The following is an 18,238-nucleotide window of genomic DNA, read 5'->3' on the forward strand; positions in this document are numbered from 1 at the left end:
TAAGTCGATATCTGCTCGATTTACTCGCTGTACCTCCTTTATCTCAGTGCGGGAGAGTCTCCCGTTCGTACGACGCTGGACAGTCGCCTCCACTTTTTTTAGTTATGAACCGGTTCCTTTACGTCTTCAAGCTTTTGATTCCATTTCTCGATAGAGTCTTTTAGAACTTCTTCCATTTGCTTCATGCGAGAAGAGATTGAACTTGCACTCGCGTCGTATAATTCACCCATTTGTTTATACGTACTTACGTTCGTTGGTGACACTAACTTTTCAATTAATAAGTGTAACGCACCGGCATACACACCTTTGTTACGTGGGCGAGGGTTTTCTTTCTCGCAATAGTCATACCATAAAGAAATCCCGACAGGTACTGCCAATTTCGGATCGAGGGTTTCAGCTACTTTTCCCTCCATTAACTGCGCAATTTCTTTATGAGCTTCCGTGCTCCATTCAATTTCATCTTGGTGTAAAGGGCCTTCTTCTCCTACTAAAGCATATTTGACGATTTCTGGGTAGCTATTCATGATGTACTCAGTAGGATTTTGTGTTCCACTTTGCTCCATCCACGTTTCAATCGTTTGAATGAACGTCGGTGCAAAAGTTGGTGGAATATCTAGATATAAGGTATAGAACGTTACTTGATCTTCGTACGGAATTGTAATTCCAATGACGATACTATCAGTTGGTACATGTCGCGCTTCATTGAACGTTAAAACCGTTACAGGCTCGTTCGTAAATAAGTCTTCTGTTTGGAGCTGGTTATTTTCACTTTGCTTCACTTTTAAAATCGCCGGTTTGGCATCAACCCAAGATTTTAAAATACTTTGAACACGTGGACGCTTTACCGTGTGAAGACGTTGATCAATGAATCGTTCCACGATCGCCTTTCCGTTTTCCTTGTTGGTTGAAATGTACCAATTCACCATTAGAAAGCTGTAAGCTTCCATAAACTCTTCTGGAACGTGAGCATTTTTTAAACGATTGTCTAAAAATTGCTCAATCTCCTCTTTGTAATTCGTAATAGCGTAATTTGTAATTTGCTTCTGTAAGTCCACAACTTCCTTCGCTACTAAATCATTCAAAGAAATTACGGAATGATGTCCGCAACATTTTTTATATTTCTTTCCACTGCCACAAGGACAAGCATCATTTCTTCCAATATTCATCTTTCTCAACCTTTCTTTTTGAGATGACGCTACCCTCTATCTATTGATTAAACTTTCTCTATCTCATAAAAAAAGCACGCTATTATAATCTACCACTTTTAACGAGAAATTTTAATATCCTTGCACTGATTTTTTAGGAAAACAAATAATTCCACTGCCGAAATAACCATTATGTAAGAATTCAAGAGGAGGCTTCTACATGGACGAAGCGCATTTGCATCATCGGTGCAGGTCAAGGAGGGTTAGCTTCCGCTATGCTTCTGGCAAGTAAAGCATACGACGTTCAAGTATTTGAAAAACAACCTTACATCGGAGGACGAAATAACAAAACAACTTGGTTACCATACATTATTCTTATTTCCAGATGACTTTAACTGAATTTTTCCTATCTCGTATTCTTTCTTCACGTTGGCTTTAAGATTGTTAATCAAACGTTTGTTTAAAGACTTTCTCTAAGTAGAGCTGTTGATCAAATGTTTGTTTAACGCCCATTTCTTACTTTTACCCTTCCGATAAATTGATTAATCAAACATTCGTTTAAAGATTATTCTTACGATAAATCATCCATTTAAATCTTAATTAAACGTTTGTTTAAATTTTATTTTTGTCCGTTGAATTTACTCATAGACATATTTAATTGAACGTTTGTTTAACTCATTCTCTACTACTTACCTTCTAATCGGATAGTTAATTAAATGTTTGTTTAATTCTTCTGCCCAACTGAGTCTTGACATAATTTAATTAAACGTTTGTTTAACAAACCACCTATAATTTGTGGTATTATTTGGTAAAATCTAGTAGTGTATCAAAGGAAGGTTTCTATGAAATTTGCTTACCGTAATCTTGTTTTATTCGTCGTTGTGTTTATTATTCACTTAATCTTCGATTATTTTCGATATCACTCCTATCATTGGATTGAGAATTTAATACAAGCATTTCTTTTTATAGTTGCCTATACTTTTTTCACGTGGTTAATCAGTGGGAAGAACGAATAGGTTTCCGGACACAAGTGTTTTAATTAAAGGCTGTTTTCGTATAGATTGTTGCTTTTTCAAACATTTTTCAAATGAATTCTGGACATTGCGCTACGGACACTTGCTTTCCGCGGGGAGGAAGTCGAGCCTCCTCGGCATGCGCCTGTGGGGTCTCGCCCTTTCCTCTGTATCCCGCAGGAGTCAAGTGCCCTCCGCTTCATTACAAAGGAGGAAAAACCATTTTCAACCATGTATATTTACACACATAAAGCAACAATCCTTTAGAAAAGAGCCTAATTAAACGTTTGTTTAATCTAGTCAACTGCAAAACCATCTTATAACGTTATGATTTTCTTTTGATCAAACGTTCGTTTAATTCCTTTTAGCTCTCAGCAAAGGTAATTAAGAAACACACATGATTTTACACTCGCACCCCGGATATGAAAATTTATTCTCCCCGGGGTTTCCTTTCTACCATCTACATCATGATCGATCATTCAGCTCATAGGTATTTTTATTTTCACAGAAAAGCGCAAGTCCTTATGGAGGACCTGCGAGGAGGCTTCCGTCGCCACAGCAGGACCGAAGCGACCCGAGCTGATGGCGCTTGGAGCTAGATACCAAAAAACGGTAAAGAGAATACTTTAACTCTTTATTGAACGTAAACTCTGTAACAATAAAAAACTAGAAGCATTTAGCTTCTAGTTCGAGAGTGAGACTTGGGTGAAAACACTTGTCAGTTAAGGCAGCGCATGTGACGCACAATGCGAGCCTTTGACAGCATACTGAAACTAGGAGCATTAAGCCCCTAGTTCCTCTGTTGCATAATTGGCATACGATTTTTTATATTTCACCGATAAGTATGTGGCTGTCATAATCGCTGGGATCATCGTAAACGCGAGTAGCACAATGGCATTTTGCCACATGAAGGCGTAGTCTCCACTTGAAATAACTGCTTTTAAAGCGGAGATAGAATACGTCATTGGCAATAGAGCATTGACGTTTTGTAAAGCTGTTGGAATTAACTCTAGTGGGAACGTTCCCGCACTTGCTGTTAATTGAATAATTAAGATTAAAATCGCAACGAAACGACCTGGATTATCGAGAATCGTCACGAGCATATGAACAATGGCAATGTATGCTAGACTCGTTGCGATCGTCATTAAAATAAAGAGTGGAATGCTTTCTACCTCGATTCCTAGTCCTACTAGTAAAATCGCATCCACAAATAGCGATTGAATGATCCCAAAGCTTATGAGGAGACCGAACTTACTGAAAAACCATTGCAGTCCGCTTTTTGGCATTTGGACAGTGTCTCTAAATGGAAAGACAACGGATAAAACTAACGCTCCGACGAATAATCCGAGTGACATAAAGTATGGAGCAAATCCTGTTCCGTAGTTCGGCACTTTATGAATTCCTTCATTTTGAACTTGTACAGGCTCGGCCATCATATCGTAGGTGGCATCGGATGTATCGACTTCATTTGCTTCTTCTGCAGCTTTTGACAACTTTTCAAACATTTCAGTCGTTCCATCTGTAAGCTTTTCGGTTCCATCTGCTAACGTTACGGACCCTTTTGCTAACTGGTTAGCCCCATCGCTTAGTTGTACGGAACCATCAGTTAATTGGTTTAATCCATCATTTAAGCTTTTTCCACCCGTTAGAAGTTCTTCTGTCCCTGCATATGCTTCCGATAATTTCTGCTGGAAAGTAGCAGAACCAGCAACGAGTTCAGCTTCTCCCGCTTGCAGTTGACTTACGCCATCTTGGAGAGCGGTCGATCCAACTGAAAGCTCATGAACGCCAGTCGTTAACTGTTTTTGTCCTTCTGTTAATTGAGACATACCACTCGATAACTGTTGAATATTAGGCGTAAGTTGTTGTTCAACCGTACTACTTAATTGTTTCGTTCCTTCAGCAACTTGAAGGCTTCCCATTTTCAACTCTTCAAGACCTTGCTTCAACTGTGCGCTTTCGGTATCAGTTGGCAATTGGGCAACAATTTGGTTAAACTGTTCTTCCGGCAACATTTGCTGTAAAGATGCAACAAGCATAGCCATGCTTTCTTCCTGAGCAAGTAGCTCTTGTTGAAGCGCTGCTATTCCGTTTGCAACATCGGTTGCACCGCTTGCTAGTAAGTTGGTTTTCTCCTGTAATGTTGGCATTGCCTCGGATAATTGGCTAGCTCCGTTAGCAGCCTCTTGCATGCCTCTTGACATTTCATTCATTTTTTCATCTACCGTTGTTAAACCGCTTTGAAGCGTTGAGATTCCGGCAGCTAAATCATTCGTACCACCGGCTACATCTTGAACTCCATTTAGTAATTGTTCGTGTCCGGCAACGAGTTGACCTAGACCATCATTTAACGACTCAATTCCAGCGACAAGCTCACCAGAACCTTCATCGACTAAAAAGACTCCTTCTTGAAATTCAAGTGATTTGCTAGCTAATGTCATTAAGTTTTCTTTTAACTCATTGGACCCATCTTTAAGCTCTAGAGCTCCATCATTTAACTCTTTTGCTCCGTCACTTGCTTCGCCTAGTCCATCTGCCATTTCGTCTACTTGATCAAAAATAGCCTCCGCATACGTTTTCGTAACGTTTTTCTGAAGTTCCGCTTTTATTTCTTTCATCGCTGTATCGCCAATTTGAGCAGATAAGAAGTTGAAACTTTCATTCGGTACATATTTTAACTCGAGCTTTTTCGGCTCATCATCAAGTAATGTCGTCGCATTTTCTGAGAAGTCTTCTGGAATCTCTACGACCATGTAGTAGTTTCGATTCTCTAAATCTTCATACGCTTCGGTTCGACTAACAAACTGAAAGTTAAATTCCTTTGACTCTTTCAACTCATCTACTAACTCGTTCCCTAGTAATAGCTCCTCTCCTTCAAACTCTGCTCCTTCATCTTCATTGACGATAGCAACAGGTAAATCACTAAGTCGTTCGTACGGGTCCCAAAACGCCCATAAGAACATCCCTGCATACAGCACCGGAATAAATAATACAGCAATAATCGGAATGAGAATTTTACGATTCGTGAAAATTGCTTTAAGCTCCGCACGGATTAGCGATTGATTCATAATAAGCCTCCTTTATCAATTATTGACCATTTTGTTCATTTGGTCATTTTATATCAAAAACATGACCGAATTACTCATTCGGTCAATCGTTTTTTACTTTACCATATGTATTCAGTTAATACAAGATATATCCATTTAATCTATATGCATGTTTCTGTAATCGTGTATAATATACTGGGTAAAGGAGGTGGAACAAAATGTATGAATCAACATATAATGGAGAACTTGAGTTACTTGCCTTTTTCGCGACGTTTTTATTACTTTTTCTTGCTGTCTTTATTGTCGTTTATGTATTTTTAGCCATCGGTCTGATGAAGATGGCCAAACGAGAGAACATTGAAAATCCATGGCTTGCTTGGATTCCAATTGCCCAATCTTACATTTTAGGAAAACTTGTTTCCCACAAACAAGGCGAAAATAGTGGATGGATTGTGCTTGGATTAACCATTTTGTCTTCTTTCGCTTCGATTATTCCAATTATCGGGTGGATTATTCCAATCGGCGTCGGCATTTACATGTTCGTTTTATTCCACTGGATTTATGAAAAGTATTCGAACAAAGCAGCGCTAATGACAATTTTCACCGTGTTAACAGGCGGAACTTTGGCCCCAATTTTTATCTTTGCCATTCGAAACAATGAATCAAAAATCGAGTCAGCTGCTTAAAGATCAGCCCAAGAATGTGCTCAACACAACATTCTTGGGCATTTTCATTATCAACAATTGTCTTTTGTCCTTTGTTTTTTCATTTCTATATACTCCGATAATGTCGGAACTTTTTCCGTGTCATAGCGCTGAATCATCTCCATTAAATGGAGAAATAGCTCTTGTTTCACATCTTCTCGTTCCTGAACCGGAACCTTTGACGCAGCATATGTTACTTTCGGTTCGACTAATCGAAGTAGGTGCTCTAACGTTTTCTGATCACCGTTTTGAGCCTTTTTCACCATTTCATACAAGGTGTCCTGCAATCATTTCACTTCCTTCCATTCATCTTCCAATCGGTCCATCACTTTTTCGATTCGCTCTATTTTTTTCTCATAGCGTAGCAACAAGTAAATAGAGAGTATGAGCGGGAAGCCGAATTGGTTCACCATCTGCATCCACTCGGTCATTACCAAATCACCCAAGTACTTCACCTCCTTGTCCATACCGTAATTTCTGAAAAGCCCTGTGCTTTGTTTTGGAGACTGATTGCTGACTTTTATCAAGGCAATTGGCAATGGTGACATCTGATTGTTGATGGAAAATGGATAGAGTTAGAATCGTTTTTTCTGTCTCGGTCAGCTTCTTGACCATTCCGTAAAGTTGAGTACTTGTAACATGTTGTTCGAGCCGGTCATCCCTCTCTAAAAACGACAAAATGTCTTCATTTGTGGAAAGCTGCTCTTTAAACGTTCGGCCGCATTCGTCCCCTAACGGCTTGTCTAACATCAATACGTGGAATTGCTCATATTTGTAACGTTTTTTCATTTCGTTTTTCACATAGAAATAGATGCTTTTGGATACGTAAGCCATAAACCGAATGTAGAAGAAAAAGGGCTGAAATGCCTCGTCTAGTTTTTTCAACGTCGTCGGAACTGGATGCTCTAACGCCTTTTTATACAACCGGTCATATTTATTCAGAAATGATTGGAGGAGTCGATCATCTTTCCACTTCGTCTTCAATTCGTATATCCAATGGTTTCGTTCCATACAAATCCCTCCCAATTAACGAACGTATGTTCTGTTTTGAGTGTAAAAAAAGAAGGCTCACCAATCGGGCCACAATTTCATTTTACAATGACAGTGATAATTTTCCAATGAGCCGAATTCCTTATACTATATAAAGAAGCTATTTCTTCCATTTTTACAACCATGGATACAAGAAAAGTGGAGGCGATTGCATAGCGGCGTACGAACGGGAGACTCTCCCGCACTGAGATATAGGAGATACTGCGAGGAAATCGAGCAAATATCGACTTATCGCCAGTTCGCTAGACGCTAGGAGCCGAAACTAGACAAAACCGAAAAGCGGAGACGCTTGCATAGCGGCGTACGAAGCGTCCACCCATGAAATGCACTGAAATGAAATTAAGAAAGGTGCAAAGCGCAAGTCCTTAGGCGAAGGGCGCTTTAGGACCTGCGAGGAGGCTTCCGTCGCCACAGCAGGGCCGAAGCGACCCGAGCTGATGGCGCTTGGAGCTAGACACCAAAAAAAACGGTAAAGAGAATACTTTAACACTTTATTGAACGTAAACTTTCTGTAACAACTCAAAAAGAAGGGGGCTGTACGTTTGGACAGCCCCTTCTTTCTATTATTTTACTAGTTCCAATTCAACTGGAATAAATTCTTCCGTTGTTTCGCCATTCATTAATTTTAACGCGGACATTACAGCCGTTTCACCGATTAATGCAGGCTTTTGTGCAACCGTTGCTGCCATCTCTTTCGCTTCTACTGCTTTTACCGCATCGTCTGTTGCGTCAAATCCAATTACAATCACATCATTCATACCTTGCGCTTGTAAAGCTTCTAAGGCACCGAGCGCCATTTCGTCGTTATGAGCAAATACAGCTTTAATATCGGATTGTCCTTGTAAAATGTTTTCCATCACCATTAAACCTTTTGCACGGTCAAAATCAGCTGCTTGCTTCGACACAACTTCGATGTTTTCAACGTTGTCGATGACTTCGTGGAAACCTTCCCCACGTTCACGTGCTGCTGAAGATCCTGGAATTCCTTCTAACTCGACAATGTTTCCACCTTCAGGTAATAGCTCAACTAAGTATTCACCAGCCATTTTTCCACCTTCCACGTTATCCGATGCAATGTGTGAAACGACTTCGCCACCTTCTGCACTACGGTCAACTGTAATCACTGGAATATTGGCTTGGTTTGCCGATTCAATCGCTGCTGTGATCGCACTTGAATCCGTCGGGTTCACAAGAATGACATCCACATTTTGTTGAATAAGGTCTTCAATATCATTAATTTGTTTTGCTGAATCGTTTTGTGCGTCAACTACAATTAATTCTACCCCTTCTTTTTCCCCTGCTTGTTCAGCTCCTTCTTTCAATGTCACAAAGAATGGATTATTTAACGTTGAAATGGATAAACCCACTTTCATTTCACCATCGTCGTTTGATGAATCTGTTTCTTTGTTGTCTGCTCCGTTTTCTAATGAACATCCAACGAGCAGTAAAATAGCCATAAATAAAGAAGCAATAATACTTAACTTTTTCTTCATGTTCTCCCTCTCCTTTAAATGTTTTGTTATTATGTTAAGCTTCTTTACGGCGATCTAAAATAACCGCAAGAAGGATAACCCCACCTTTGATGACTTGTTGATAGAACGATGAAACATTTAATAGATTCAATCCGTTATTTAATACGCCAATAATTAAGGCCCCAACAAACGTTCCAAAAATCCATCCTCTACCTCCTGAAAGACTGGTCCCTCCAAGAACAACCGCAGCGATAGCATCTAGCTCATACGCTGTACCCGCAGTCGGTTGAGCAGAGTTTAAACGTGATGTTAAGATGATACCTGCTAAAGCGGATAACCCACCCGTTAAGGCGTATACCCAAATTTTCAAGCGGTCAACGTGAAGCCCTGTTAGTCGACTCGCCTCTTCATTTCCACCAATCGCATATGTGTGGCGTCCGAACGTCGTTTTACGAAGAACGAACATCAAAATGAAAAAGATAACGATCATCAGCACAACAGGAACTGGAATTCCAAAGAAGTAACCGCGACCAATCATTTGAAACGCGATTTGGTCAGAGAATCCTGTAATGGGACGACCCTCTGTATAAACTAACGTCGCGCCGCGAAAAATGGTCATCGTCGCTAACGTTGCGATAAAAGGAGCAACTTTTCCCTTAGTAATGATGACTCCGTTTAATGCTCCCATTAACACACCGGCCATTAAACCAATCATCATCGCCATCATGCCATCCATACCGCTTGCCATCATACCAGCCGTCAATGCACTCGAAAATGCGAGGACCGAACCGACCGATAAATCAATTCCTCCTGTTAAAATAACGAAGGTCATTCCAAAGGCAATCAAGGAATTTATGGATACTTGACGTAAAATGTTTAACCAGTTGTTCACTGTTAAAAAGTTATCGCTTAAAAAAGAAAGCACAATGCATAATAAAATAAATCCAATGAGTGGGCCCAGCTTCTTTACATCAAATTCAATTGCTCGCTTCATGAGTTCTCCCCTCCTGTTGCAGCTGTCATAATCATTTCTTGGTCTACTTCATCATGGTTATCAAAAATGGCTGTCACTTTTCCTTCGCAAATGACCATAATCCGGTCGCTCATCCCGAGTACTTCCGGTAGCTCGGATGAAATCATGATAATGGCAACACCGTTTCTGGTTAGCTCATTCATAATTTCATAAATTTCTTTTTTCGCTCCGACATCAACTCCTCTTGTCGGCTCATCTAAAATTAAAATCGAAGGAGATGTTCCTAGCCATTTTCCAATGACCACTTTCTGTTGGTTTCCACCGCTTAACGATTTCACTTCAAGCTCTGGGCTTGAAGTTTTGATTCTCAGTCGCTCGATTAAATCCTTCACCATTGCTTGCTCTTTTTGTGACTGAAACACCCCTGCCCGTGACACTTTTTTCATGGTCGGTAGTGTTAAGTTTTCTCGGACGCTCATTTGAAGAACAAGACCTTTTTGTTTCCTGTCTTCTGTAATAAACGCCAAACCATGTGCGATAGCTTGTTGTGGGGAAGAAATGGTCACACGCTTTTCATTAATATAGATGTCCCCTTTTTTCTTTTTACGGGCCCCAAAAATCATTTCCATAATTTCGGATCGTCCTGCGCCCATCAAACCAGCTACGCAAGAATTTCACCTGAACGGACGGAAAACGATACATCTTCACACACACCTGGAAGTGTTAAGCCTTCCACTCGAAGTCGCTCAGTTCCGATAGACGTATCTCTTTCGGGATATCGCTCCCCAATTTCACGTCCTACCATCATTTGAACGACCTCGTCAAAGTTCGTGTCCGGAATTCGTTTTGTCCCGATAAATTGTCCATCTCGTAAAATCGAAATGCGATCACAAATTGTAAAAATTTCTTCCATACGGTGTGAAATGTAAACGATCGAAACGCCTTTTTCCTTCAAGGATTGAATGACTTCAAACAAGATTTGAATTTCTCGCTCCGTTAAGGCTGCCGTCGGCTCGTCCATAATCAGACATTTTGCATTCAACGATAAAGCTTTGGCAATCTCGATAATCTGTTGTTTTCCTACTGATAGCTGCCCAACTAACTCTTTCGGTGAAATGGAAACGCCAAGTTGTTCTAAATACTTCTTTGCTTCTTCTTCCATTTCTCTCTTTCGAATAACGCCCGTAAACGATACTGTCTTCTCCCGTCCGAGAAAGATATTTTCCGCAACGGATAAAGTTGGAATGACATTGAGTTCTTGATGAATCACCGCAATGCCATCAGCTTCTGCTTCTTTTGGACTTTTGTAGTGAACTTCCTTTCCACCCACTGTTACGGTGCCAGCATCCCGCTCATAAATGCCCGTTAAAATTTTCATCAACGTCGACTTCCCTGCACCGTTTTCCCCCATCAGCGCATGGACTTCACCGGGCTTCACCTCAAAATCCACCCCAGTTAAAACTTGATGTTTATGAAATGCTTTTTTAATTCCCTTCATTTCAATAAATGGTGTCATGAAGCTCCCCCCTTTTTAGGAAAAATTCACACCCGCATGCAAAATAATGTTGGCATATGGCGTCGCTTCCCCCGTTCGGACGACTGCCTTTGCATTTTTTAATTGCTGTTTCAATTCTTCATGTGTGATGTATTGTATAGAATCGTGATTAAAACGCTTACAAATCTCGTTATCGATGACTGGATTTGCTTCTCGCACTTCTTGTGCAACAGTACATCTTTCCACGACCATCTCATCTAACACGCGATCTAATACAGATAAAAACGACGGTTCTCCTTTAATTAAAGCTAAATCAACTCGGCGAACATCATCTGGTATCGGAAGTCCACAGTCCGCAATCACAATCGTATCTGTATGACCAAGTGACGCAAGTACTGTATTTAAATCAAGATTTAATAGGCCAGCTTTTTTCATTCTCCTTCACCCTTTGTTTTTAAAAATTCATAGACTGCTTCTTCTGTTGGCATCGCACTTTGCGCCCCTAGTTTCGTAACCGATAACGCAGCGGCTGCGTTTGCAAATCGACACGCGTCTTCGATTTCCATTCCTTTACTCAAGGCTACTGATAGCGCTCCATTAAAGGTATCTCCAGCTCCCGTTGTATCAACGACCGGAACAGTAAAGCCTTTAATTTGCTTTGGCGTACCGTTTCTCATGATCTTTACGCCCTTTTTACCTTCTGTCGTGATGAGCTTTTCGAAAACATCTTTCTCTTCAACATGCTGAAGAACGATTGGACGCTCGTGTTCATTCGGGGTTAGCCAATCCACGCTTTGTATTAAAGCAGAAGGAAGGGGTTGGGCTGGTGCTGGATTCAAAATCACGTTCACACCATGCTTTTTCGCAAGCTTTGCCGCCATTTCTACTGTTTCGATTGGAATTTCAAGTTGTATGACGCACATATCGCTTTTCGCTATAATTTCTTCACTCTTTGCTACATCTTCAGGGGTTAATTTTGCATTAGCCCCAGGAACGACGATAATCCGGTTGTCTCCTTCACTAATCGTGATTGACGCAACTCCGGTTTCTGTATGTGTAACCGGTTTCACATCTGTTACATGTATGCCCTCTTTTTCTAAATGCTGTTTTAAAAAGGAGCCGAATGAGTCGTCGCCGACCGCTCCAATCATGTGGACTTCCGCTCCTAACCGAGCACATGCGACAGCTTGATTGGCTCCTTTCCCACCAGGAATTTGGTGAAACCGCTCTCCAAGGATCGTTTCACCTTGTGCTGGTGCTTTTTTGGCAACCGTGACTAAATCCATATTGATACTTCCAACGACTGTAATCACTGGCTTCTTCACTACTTATCACTCCTATCGAGTAGACTCACGTCGTACAAGCTTCACTGGTAAGACATGATGTATTTGGTCTATCGGTTTTCCTTCGATTTTTTTAACGAGCAAGCGAGCCGCAATGGCCCCCATGTCATATATCGGTTGCGATATCGTCGTTAGTTCAGGTGTTGTCATTTCTGCTAGTGGAATATTGTCGTATCCGATAATCGCCAAGTCTTCAGGCACCCGAAGGCCAAGCTGCTGCGCTGCTTTTAATGCGCCGGCTGCCATGACATCATTCCCGGCAAATATACCGTCAATCTTTTGGTTTGTTAACGCTTCCATTGTTGCTATCTTTGCTTCACTCATTTGATAGTTTCCAATGAAGACTAATGTTTCATCCCACAGTCCCAAGCTTTTCATTTCATCTTGATAACCTCGGAACCTTTCAAGAGCATTGACAACATGTAACGGCCCTTGAATATGAGCAATCCGTCTGCAACCTTGTTTGTATAAGTAATTGGTCGCCATCCTCGCTCCTTCATAGTTGTTTGCCACAACCGATGGAAAGGAGTGATCGAGCGGACGGTCTAACACAACGACAGGTACATTAATATCTGACAGTTCTTCTGATGTTAATTGGTTCGTTGTTAAGATGATGCCATCGACATAACGTTGTTTTAAAATGTCGATGTATTCTTTTTCTTTATCGCCTTTTTCATCTGAATTACATAAGATGACAGTGTAGTCATAAATGTTCATGACATCTTCCACCGCACGAACGAGTTCTGGGAAGAACGGGTTCGAAATATCTGGCACGATAAGTCCGATTGTTCTGGATGATTTTTTATATAAGGATCGCGCCACTTCATTTGGTTTGTAATTCAGTGTTTGAATGGCTTCTTTTACGCGTTTTTCCGTCTCTTGATTGACATACCCATTTTGATTTAAAACGCGAGATACAGTCGCAACAGATACTCCTGCAAGCTTTGCAACTTCCCTCATCGTTGCCATAGTTTTCTTTCTCCTTTTGTGTATGTAACCGGTTACAGAAATCATACATCCTTTTTCGAAAAGTTTCAAGAGGGAATTTTTTTGAAGTATTCGGTGATCTCCGCTATAGGTTGCTCGCTTTCTGCGGGGCGTGCGGTGAGCCTCCTCCACTTCTCCTGCGGAGACTCACTTATCCCGAAAGTCCCGCAGGAGTCTCGCACCTTCCGCTTCAATCACCTTTCAAACTTCTTTTCTATCATTTTTTAAGGAGATGACACCACACTCATCCAAATCGGAAGGACCGGTTCTTGAAATTGAACATTTACACATTAACCATGTATGGATCTGGTCTTGTATTTTCTTTTTGAAAATAATATAAAATGGCTTTCACAATCCGTTCTGATGCTTTTCCATCTCCGTATGGATTTTTCGCTTTCGCCATCGATTGATGGAGTTTGTCATCTACTAAAAGCTTCGATGTTTCTTCATAGATGACATCTTCGCTCGTTCCAACAAGCTTTAACGTACCCGCATCTATTCCTTCAGGTCGCTCCGTCGTTTCTCTTAAAACAAGTACTGGAACGCCAAGCGATGGGGCTTCTTCTTGGACTCCCCCTGAATCTGTTAAAATCAAATGGGCTTTCGCTGCAAAATTATGAAAATCTAAAACGTGTAATGGAGGAATTAAATGAATACGCTTCTCTCCACCTAAAATATCCTTTGAGAGATTTTGTATAGACGGATTCAAATGGACAGGGAAAACAACTTGAACATCAGGATGGTCGTTGACAATTCGTCTAATGGCGCGGAAAATTTGTTCCATCGGTTTACCTAAATTCTCTCTTCGATGAGCAGTCACTAAAAGGAGGCGATCTTGTTGAATGTGTTGGAGGACTTGATGTTGGTAACCAGAAAAAACCGTCGTTTTTAGCGCATCAATCGCGGTATTTCCTGTAACGAATATTGCATCACTCTTTTTATTTTCAGCCACTAAATGATTGTAAGCTTTGATTGTCGGGGCAAAATGTAGATCAGCTAACGCACCTGTTAGTTGACGGTTCATTTCTTCTGGATATGGTGAGTATTTATCATACGTCCGCAAGCCTGCTTCAACGTGGCCAATTTTTACCTTTTGATAAAAAGCCGCTAAACTTGCGACAAATGTCGTCGTTGTGTCACCATGAACTAAAACGAGGTCAGGATGCTCTTGTTCGATGACAGCTTGCAAACCTTCAAGCGCTCTCGTCGTAATGTCTGTAAGGGTTTGACGATTTTTCATAATGTTTAAGTCGTAGTTCGGTTGGATGTTGAAAATGGACAGAACTTGGTCAAGCATTTCGCGGTGTTGGGCGGTTACGGTAACAATCGATTGAATGTCATGTGGATGTTTTTCGAGCTCCTTAACTAGGGGTGCCATTTTAATGGCTTCAGGCCGCGTACCGAAAACGGTCATAACTTTTAATTTGTCCATAAGCACCTCAATTTCGTTACACGCAGCTTTGTGTCAAACTGCGTGAAAACTGTATTTTACTATAATGTATTCAACAACTGAACAATTCTTCATTACATTTTGGTAAAAAATTACTCTTCGTATAATTCAAGCGGTAACCCATCGGGATCTTGAAAAAAGGTGTATCGCTTATTCGTTATCGGATCAACCCGAATTGATTCCACCTCTATTCCGTGTTCGGTTAATTTTTGACACACTTGTTGAATATCGTCCACACGAAAAGCAAGATGCCTTAACCCACAAGCTTCCGGATAGCTTGGCCTTTTTGGCGGATTAGGAAATGAAAACAACTCAAGCTGACTATGATCTCCAATGCGTAAATCGAGTTTATATGAGTCTCGCTCCTTTCGATATTCTTCATGAATCACCTCCAACCCTAAAATATCTACATAAAACTGTTTAGACTTTTCATAGTTTGAGCAAATGATCGCTACGTGATGAATGCTAGATAAAAGCATTGTCTCTTCCTTTCTATTACTTTTTTATTTTCTTCTATATTTTTTTCTCAATTTTTAACAATCGTTCTTTTTTAAGTATAACGTAACTTTCCTTTATTTTCTAAGTCTTCGCGTATGGCTACTGTTTATTCTGTATAAAATGATTAAAAAATGGTTAGGAGTTGAGCATATCATGATTTGGGGTTTTGTCATTGGTGTTTGGGCGATTCTTGTACTATTTTACTTAAGTATTTTCAAAGCTGCGAAGCAAGCAGATGAACAGAGTCAAGCTTGGCTTCACCAAGAAGAGGATGAAAAGAAACTATAATGGTTGCACTTTTTAGCGATGATTGTGCAAAAGGTGTAAGTGAACACTAAGAACTTATCCATTGCTCAATATTTTTCTTTGTCTTCCTCAAGAGCTATAGTACAATTAACTTCGACACTAATTTAAAAAGGAAGATCTAAACATGAATCGATTACTGCCAGGTGAAATGGCAACTTTACAAGTAAAATCTGAAGTACCTTATGGGTATTTTTTAACGAATGGATATGAAGATGTATTGCTACATGAATCGGAGATAAAAAGCAAGGTGAAGGTTGGAGACCAGGTAGAAGTTTTTCTCCATCACGATAGCGAAGACCGCCTTTGCGCAACAATGAAAACCCCTAAAATCACAACCGAAACATACGACTGGGTGGAAGTTGTCCATGCTGTACCCAATTTAGGCGTCTTTCTAGATATCGGACTTTCTAAAGATTTGTTATTATCAGTAGACGATCTCCCAGCAATCCCTTCTCTTTGGCCGGAGAAAGGTGACCAGCTCTACTGCTCTTTAAAGGTAGACAAACGCGGACGCCTACTAGCAAAGCTAGCGACGGAAGATATTATTATGGGTATGGCCGTAGAAGCACCGAAATCTTCTTTTAACCAAAACATTCGAGGAAGAGTGTATCGTTTATTGAAAGTCGGAAGCTTCATCCTTTCAGACGTTGGATACCGTGGATTTATCCATGAATCAGAGCGAAAACGTGAGCCACGACTCGGAGAAATCGTGGAAGGTCGAATTATCGGCGTGAAAGAAGACGGAAGCGTCAACGTCTCCCTACTACCACGTAAACATGAAGCAATTGACAAAGATGCCGATCGCATCTATCAATTTATGTTAAGCCGCAATGGCGCAATGCCGTACAGCGACAAAAGTGACCCATACGATATCCAAACGCGCTTTAACATGAGTAAAGCAGCTTTTAAACGAGCACTCGGCCGTCTTATGAAAGAAAAGAAAATCTATCAAGAAGATGGTTGGACGTATATAAATAACCAAAAAGAACGTTCCTAGATTTATTCTAGGAACGTTCTTAAATATTATTGTTTAGTTTTTGTATTTGTAACTAGTTCATTTACTTCGTAGCCATTTGGATTTAACGATTGCCATCTCCAAGAGTCCTCACACATTCTCTCAATTCCAAGTTCTGCTTTCCATCCTAGTTCTTTTTCTGCTTTAGTCGGGTCGGCATAACAAACCGCAACATCACCAGGGCGACGATCTACAACTTCATAAGGAATTTTAATTCCAGTAACTTTCTCAAAGGCATTGACTAGCTCAAGAACACTATATCCACTGCCTGTCCCTAAATTATAAGCATCTAATCCTGTAGAGGCTAAGATTTTTTCCAATGCTTTTAAATGTCCATTTGCTAAATCCTCAACATGAATGTAGTCCCTTACTCCAGTACCATCAACTGTTGGATAGTCATTTCCAAAGACCTTCAGCTTCTCTAACTTTCCAACACCTACTTGAGTAATAAATGGCATTAAATTATTCGGTATTCCGTTAGGATCTTCTCCAATTTTCCCACTAATATGTGCTCCAATAGGGTTAAAATATCGTAATATAGCTATACTCCAATCACTATCCGAAACATAGAGATCTTGTAAAATTTCTTCAATCATTAGCTTAGTTCTACCATATGGATTTGTAGCCTGAAGTGGTGCAGTTTCCACAATTGGAACTTGTTTAGGTATTCCATAAACTGTAGCAGATGAACTAAAAACCATCTTTTTCACATTATATTCAGACATTAATTCACATAAATGAATCGTACCTGTAATATTATTTTGATAATATTTTAGAGGCTTTTCAACTGACTCTCCTACTGCCTTATAACCCGCAAAATGTACTACCGCATCAAATTTATTTTCTTTAAATACCAATTCAAGCTCATTTTTATTTAACAAATCTATCTGATAGAACTTAAATTCTTTACCAGTAATTTCTTTAATTCGTTTAATGGATTCATACTTACTATTAGATAGGGAGTCAACAACTACGATCTCGTGTCCTGCGTTCAATAACTGAACACAAGTGTGACTTCCAATGTAGCCAGCTCCACCTACAATTAATATCATCCAATTCCCTCCTGTTGTTATAATCATATTGCTTAAATTATTCTTATATTTATCAAACTAAACCATTAACATCCCAAAAACTCCTAACCATTATAATATACTTTAAGAGACAGTATCAATCTCGTATAAATCTGTAAAAAAATTGTCAATTAATCCATTGACTAAGTAAGAAAATCAAGGATAATATATGTAAGATTTTATAACACAATATGTAATTAATAACAAAAAAATAATATAATTAGTAAAAACAAATTCGAGGTGAGTGCTTTGAGTGAGGAATCTTATAAAGACAAGAAAGTCATTACCATCGGCACTGTTAGTGAATTAACCGGATTATCCGAACGTCAAATTCGGTACTACGAAGAACGAAAGCTTATTTTCCCCGCCCGCACAAAACGAGGAAGTCGTAAATATTCCTTTTCAGATGTAGAGCTTCTCATGGAAATTGCCGACAAACGTGAAGATGGACTCCAAACGTATGAAATCCGCCAAGAAATGATCCGCGAGAAAAAGATAGAAGATCCAAAAGATATTCGAAAACGTATGTTAAAAGGCCAAATCAACGCAAGATTCGGTGTTCAAAACGATTAATCCATCCCCTTCCACAAAATGTATGTGAGATAAACTTACATAATTGTGGTAAGAAATCTCCGTCCGTGTGAAAATCAAATTAACTTCACAACAGGAA

Annotated in this window: 18 protein-coding genes and 2 pseudogenes; 6 read left to right on the plus strand and 14 right to left on the minus strand. The window is 40.0% G+C overall.

Annotated elements, in window-relative coordinates; translation table 11 throughout:
• Positions 1-98 precede the first annotated feature (98 nt).
• On the minus strand, positions 99-1,166 hold the full coding sequence (locus ML543_RS14400; RefSeq protein WP_243388132.1) for an SEC-C metal-binding domain-containing protein: 1,068 nt from the start codon (positions 1,164-1,166) through the stop codon (positions 99-101).
• 179 nt (positions 1,167-1,345) lie between these two features.
• Here ML543_RS14400 and ML543_RS14405 point away from each other — a divergent pair.
• Both ML543_RS14405 and ML543_RS14410 read left to right on the plus strand, forming a co-directional pair.
• Positions 1,346-1,495 (plus strand): annotated as a pseudogene (locus tag ML543_RS14405) (NAD(P)-binding protein); the annotation flags it as partial.
• A gap of 492 nt (positions 1,496-1,987) precedes the next feature.
• On the plus strand, positions 1,988-2,161 hold the full coding sequence (locus ML543_RS14410) for a hypothetical protein (RefSeq protein ID WP_243388133.1): 174 nt from the start codon (positions 1,988-1,990) through the stop codon (positions 2,159-2,161).
• A 779-nt stretch (positions 2,162-2,940) separates the two neighbouring features.
• Here the strand turns inward: ML543_RS14410 and ML543_RS14415 are convergent.
• The gene (locus tag ML543_RS14415; protein ID WP_243388134.1) at positions 2,941-5,226 is read right to left on the minus strand and encodes a YhgE/Pip domain-containing protein; all 2,286 of its coding nucleotides are present in this window, start codon (positions 5,224-5,226) and stop codon (positions 2,941-2,943) included.
• 197 nt (positions 5,227-5,423) lie between these two features.
• On the opposite strand from ML543_RS14415, the gene ML543_RS14420 reads away from it, so the two are divergent.
• Entirely contained in the window at positions 5,424-5,891 is a 468-nt protein-coding gene (locus ML543_RS14420; RefSeq protein WP_243388135.1) for a hypothetical protein, read from the plus strand.
• Between the two features lie 50 nt (positions 5,892-5,941).
• Here ML543_RS14420 and ML543_RS14425 read toward each other — a convergent pair whose 3' ends face one another.
• The 11 genes and pseudogenes from ML543_RS14425 to gloA2 form a co-directional block, all read right to left on the minus strand.
• Positions 5,942-6,196 (minus strand): helix-turn-helix domain-containing protein, encoded by a 255-nt coding sequence (locus ML543_RS14425; RefSeq protein ID WP_243388136.1) that lies wholly within the window; start codon positions 6,194-6,196, stop codon positions 5,942-5,944.
• Positions 6,197-6,355 (minus strand): YvrJ family protein, encoded by a 159-nt coding sequence (locus ML543_RS14430; protein WP_243388137.1) that lies wholly within the window; start codon positions 6,353-6,355, stop codon positions 6,197-6,199. It lies immediately after the preceding gene.
• Positions 6,348-6,920, minus strand: a complete 573-nt coding sequence (locus tag ML543_RS14435; RefSeq protein WP_243388138.1) for a sigma factor-like helix-turn-helix DNA-binding protein — start codon at positions 6,918-6,920, stop codon at positions 6,348-6,350. The genes ML543_RS14430 and ML543_RS14435 overlap by 8 nt, the downstream gene beginning before the upstream one ends.
• 602 nt (positions 6,921-7,522) lie before the next feature.
• Positions 7,523-8,452 carry a ribose ABC transporter substrate-binding protein RbsB gene (rbsB, locus tag ML543_RS14440; RefSeq protein WP_243388139.1) on the minus strand — a complete coding sequence of 310 codons (930 nt, stop codon included), beginning with the start codon at positions 8,450-8,452 and terminating at the stop codon, positions 7,523-7,525.
• A 34-nt stretch (positions 8,453-8,486) separates the two neighbouring features.
• Complete coding sequence (locus tag ML543_RS14445; RefSeq protein ID WP_243388140.1) at positions 8,487-9,425, minus strand: ABC transporter permease subunit; 939 nt, start codon at positions 9,423-9,425, stop codon at positions 8,487-8,489.
• Positions 9,422-10,920 (minus strand): annotated as a pseudogene (locus tag ML543_RS14450) (sugar ABC transporter ATP-binding protein). The gene ML543_RS14445 and the pseudogene ML543_RS14450 overlap by 4 nt, the downstream one beginning before the upstream one ends.
• 15 nt (positions 10,921-10,935) lie before the next feature.
• Positions 10,936-11,334, minus strand: a complete 399-nt coding sequence (rbsD, locus tag ML543_RS14455; RefSeq protein ID WP_243388141.1) for a D-ribose pyranase — start codon at positions 11,332-11,334, stop codon at positions 10,936-10,938.
• On the minus strand, positions 11,331-12,224 hold the full coding sequence (rbsK, locus tag ML543_RS14460; protein ID WP_243388142.1) for a ribokinase: 894 nt from the start codon (positions 12,222-12,224) through the stop codon (positions 11,331-11,333). The genes rbsD and rbsK overlap by 4 nt, the downstream gene beginning before the upstream one ends.
• Before the next feature lie 12 nt (positions 12,225-12,236).
• A complete protein-coding gene (locus tag ML543_RS14465) occupies positions 12,237-13,211 on the minus strand; it encodes a LacI family DNA-binding transcriptional regulator (protein WP_243388143.1) in 975 nt (324 codons plus the stop codon).
• Between the two features lie 301 nt (positions 13,212-13,512).
• A complete protein-coding gene (gene wecB / locus ML543_RS14470) occupies positions 13,513-14,661 on the minus strand; it encodes a non-hydrolyzing UDP-N-acetylglucosamine 2-epimerase (protein WP_243388144.1) in 1,149 nt (382 codons plus the stop codon).
• A 110-nt stretch (positions 14,662-14,771) separates the two neighbouring features.
• Positions 14,772-15,158 carry an SMU1112c/YaeR family gloxylase I-like metalloprotein gene (gloA2, locus tag ML543_RS14475; RefSeq protein ID WP_243388145.1) on the minus strand — a complete coding sequence of 129 codons (387 nt, stop codon included), beginning with the start codon at positions 15,156-15,158 and terminating at the stop codon, positions 14,772-14,774.
• Between the two features lie 172 nt (positions 15,159-15,330).
• On the opposite strand from gloA2, the gene ML543_RS16965 reads away from it, so the two are divergent.
• Both ML543_RS16965 and ML543_RS14480 read left to right on the plus strand, forming a co-directional pair.
• Positions 15,331-15,465, plus strand: a complete 135-nt coding sequence (locus ML543_RS16965) for a hypothetical protein (RefSeq protein WP_279326693.1) — start codon at positions 15,331-15,333, stop codon at positions 15,463-15,465.
• A 142-nt stretch (positions 15,466-15,607) separates the two neighbouring features.
• Entirely contained in the window at positions 15,608-16,480 is an 873-nt protein-coding gene (locus ML543_RS14480) for a CvfB family protein (RefSeq protein ID WP_243388146.1), read from the plus strand.
• Positions 16,481-16,506: 26 nt separating this feature from the next.
• Here the strand turns inward: ML543_RS14480 and galE are convergent, their stop codons facing one another.
• Positions 16,507-17,550, minus strand: coding sequence for a UDP-glucose 4-epimerase GalE (galE, locus tag ML543_RS14485; protein WP_243388147.1), 1,044 nt, complete (start codon positions 17,548-17,550; stop codon positions 16,507-16,509).
• Between the two features lie 267 nt (positions 17,551-17,817).
• Here galE and ML543_RS14490 point away from each other — a divergent pair, with 267 nt between their 5' ends.
• A complete protein-coding gene (locus ML543_RS14490; protein ID WP_243388148.1) occupies positions 17,818-18,141 on the plus strand; it encodes a MerR family transcriptional regulator in 324 nt (107 codons plus the stop codon).
• Positions 18,142-18,238 lie beyond the last annotated feature (97 nt).

Origin of the sequence: Bacillus kexueae (assembly GCF_022809095.1) — a bacterium.
Taxonomy (GTDB): Bacteria; Bacillota; Bacilli; order Bacillales; family Aeribacillaceae; genus Bacillus_BZ; species Bacillus_BZ kexueae.